This is a genomic window from Calditrichota bacterium, assembly GCA_014359355.1.
Taxonomy (GTDB): domain Bacteria; phylum Zhuqueibacterota; class Zhuqueibacteria; order JANLFK01; family Oleimicrobiaceae; genus Oleimicrobium.
This window is the reverse complement of record JACIZP010000020.1, coordinates 1-1,881: the sequence shown is the minus strand read 5'-3', so window position 1 is coordinate 1,881 and position 1,881 is coordinate 1. Positions and strand designations below refer to the sequence as shown.

The 1,881-nt window shown below is 60.3% G+C and carries 2 protein-coding genes; both read left to right on the top strand.

All coding sequences use genetic code 11. The features are described 5' to 3' along the window. The coding region (gene pheS / locus H5U38_01045; protein MBC7185599.1) for a phenylalanine--tRNA ligase subunit alpha at positions 1–808 on the top strand (808 nt) is incomplete at its 5' end. A 22-nt stretch (positions 809–830) separates the two neighbouring features. After that, on the top strand, positions 831–1,881 hold a 1,051-nt coding region (pheT, locus tag H5U38_01040; GenBank protein ID MBC7185598.1), incomplete at its 3' end, for a phenylalanine--tRNA ligase subunit beta.

Sequence of the window (1,881 nt, the reverse complement as noted above, 5' to 3'; positions counted from 1 at the left end):
GTGCGCCGAGGCACTTGAGAAACGCCGCCAAGAGCTTGCCGCCGAGAAAGCGCGAGAGGAAGAGCCTGACTACACGCTGCCCGGGCTGATGCCTTTCGTCGGTAGGCGTCATCCTGTGCTCCAGGTCTTGGACAGGATCAAGGAGATCTTCTACGGGATGGGCTTTACCGTTGAGGAAGGTCCGGAGATTGAGGATGACTACCACAACTTCGAGGCGCTCAACTTTCCGCCTGACCACCCGTCGCGGGACTTGCAGGATACATTGTACCTCAGCGGGCAATTCCTGCTCCGCACGCACACCTCGCCGGTGCAGATCCGGACGATGGAGCGCTATCGGCCTCCTATCCGGATGATTGCCCCCGGCAGGTGCTACAGGAAGGATACGCCGGACGCCACCCACTCGCCCGTGTTTCATCAGGTGGAAGGCCTGTGCGTGGACGAAGGGGTGAGCTTTGCAGACTTGAAAGGTGTGGTGGAGACGTTTGCCAAGCGCCTTTTTGGGCCAGAGATGCGCATCCGTTTTCGGCCGAGCTTTTTCCCGTTCACCGAGCCAAGTGCAGAGTATGACTTCTCATGCATAATGTGTGGAGGGAAAGGCTGCCGCGTGTGCAAAGGCACAGGCTGGCTGGAAATCTCCGGCGCCGGTATGGTCGACCCAGAGGTGTTCCGTTTCGTGGGCTACGACTCGGAGCGCTACACCGGCTATGCCTTTGGCATGGGCGTGGAGCGCATCGCCATGCTCATGTACCAGGTGGACGACATCCGTCTGTTCTACGACAACGACTTTCGCTTCCTTCAGCAGTTCTAAGTCAGACGCTGGCTGTTGTCTCGTGAAAGTTACCTACACATGGCTTAAGGACTATGTGCCGCTGACGGCCTCTCCACAGGAAGTGGCCGCCACCTTGACCCAACTCGGCCTTGAGGTTGAGTCGCTGGTGGCAGTGCGCCGCGACCTTGCGCACATCGTGGTGGGCAAGGTGGAGAGGGTTGAGCCCCTCGATGGATCACCCACGCTGAAAAAGTGCGCAGTGGCGGTGGGTAATGCGAGCGCAACCGTGGTGTGCGGCGCACCAAATGTGAGGCCTGGCCTGCTGGTGGCTGTAGCACTGCCCGGGGCGACCCTGCCGGGTGGCCAGCGCATCGCGACAAGGGAGTTCGGCGACACGGTCTCGCAAGGCATGATCTGCTCGGAACAAGAGCTCGGCCTGAGCGAACGGGGCGAGTTTGTCATGACCTTGGGAGACAATGTGCGCGTTGGGCAAGCCTTGGCAGAGGTAGTGCCAGCGGAGGACTATGTATTCGAGCTCAACATCACTCCCAATCGTCCGGATTGCCTCTCGGTGATCGGTGTCGCACGCGAGCTGGCGGCAAAGTACCGCTTGCCCCTTAGCGTGCCAAACGTTCATGTTGCCGAGGGCGAAGAAGCCACCGAGGAGAGAATCGCAGTTGACGTCAGGGATTTCGAGAAGTGCCCTCGCTACTCTGCGCGATTCCTCTACAATGTGCAGCCAGGTCCGTCGCCATGGTGGCTTGCTGCGCGCCTGCACAGCGTCGGCATGCGCTCCATCAACAACATCGTTGACATCACCAATTATGTCATGATGGAGACCGGCCAGCCGCTCCATGCCTTCGACTACGACCTGTTGGAAAAAGAACGGATCGAAGTGCGCCGCGCCCGGAGAGGGGAGGAGTTCATCACGCTCGACGGCAGACTGCACCAGCTGCGCGAAGACACGCTGCTCATCTGCGATGGCGTCAAGCCCGTGGCAATCGCCGGAGTCATGGGCGGACTGAACTCCGAGGTCAGCGACCGGACTGCGCGCGTGCTTCTGGAGAGCGCCTACTTCAGCCCGCAAAGCATCCGGCGTACCTCAAAGGCAT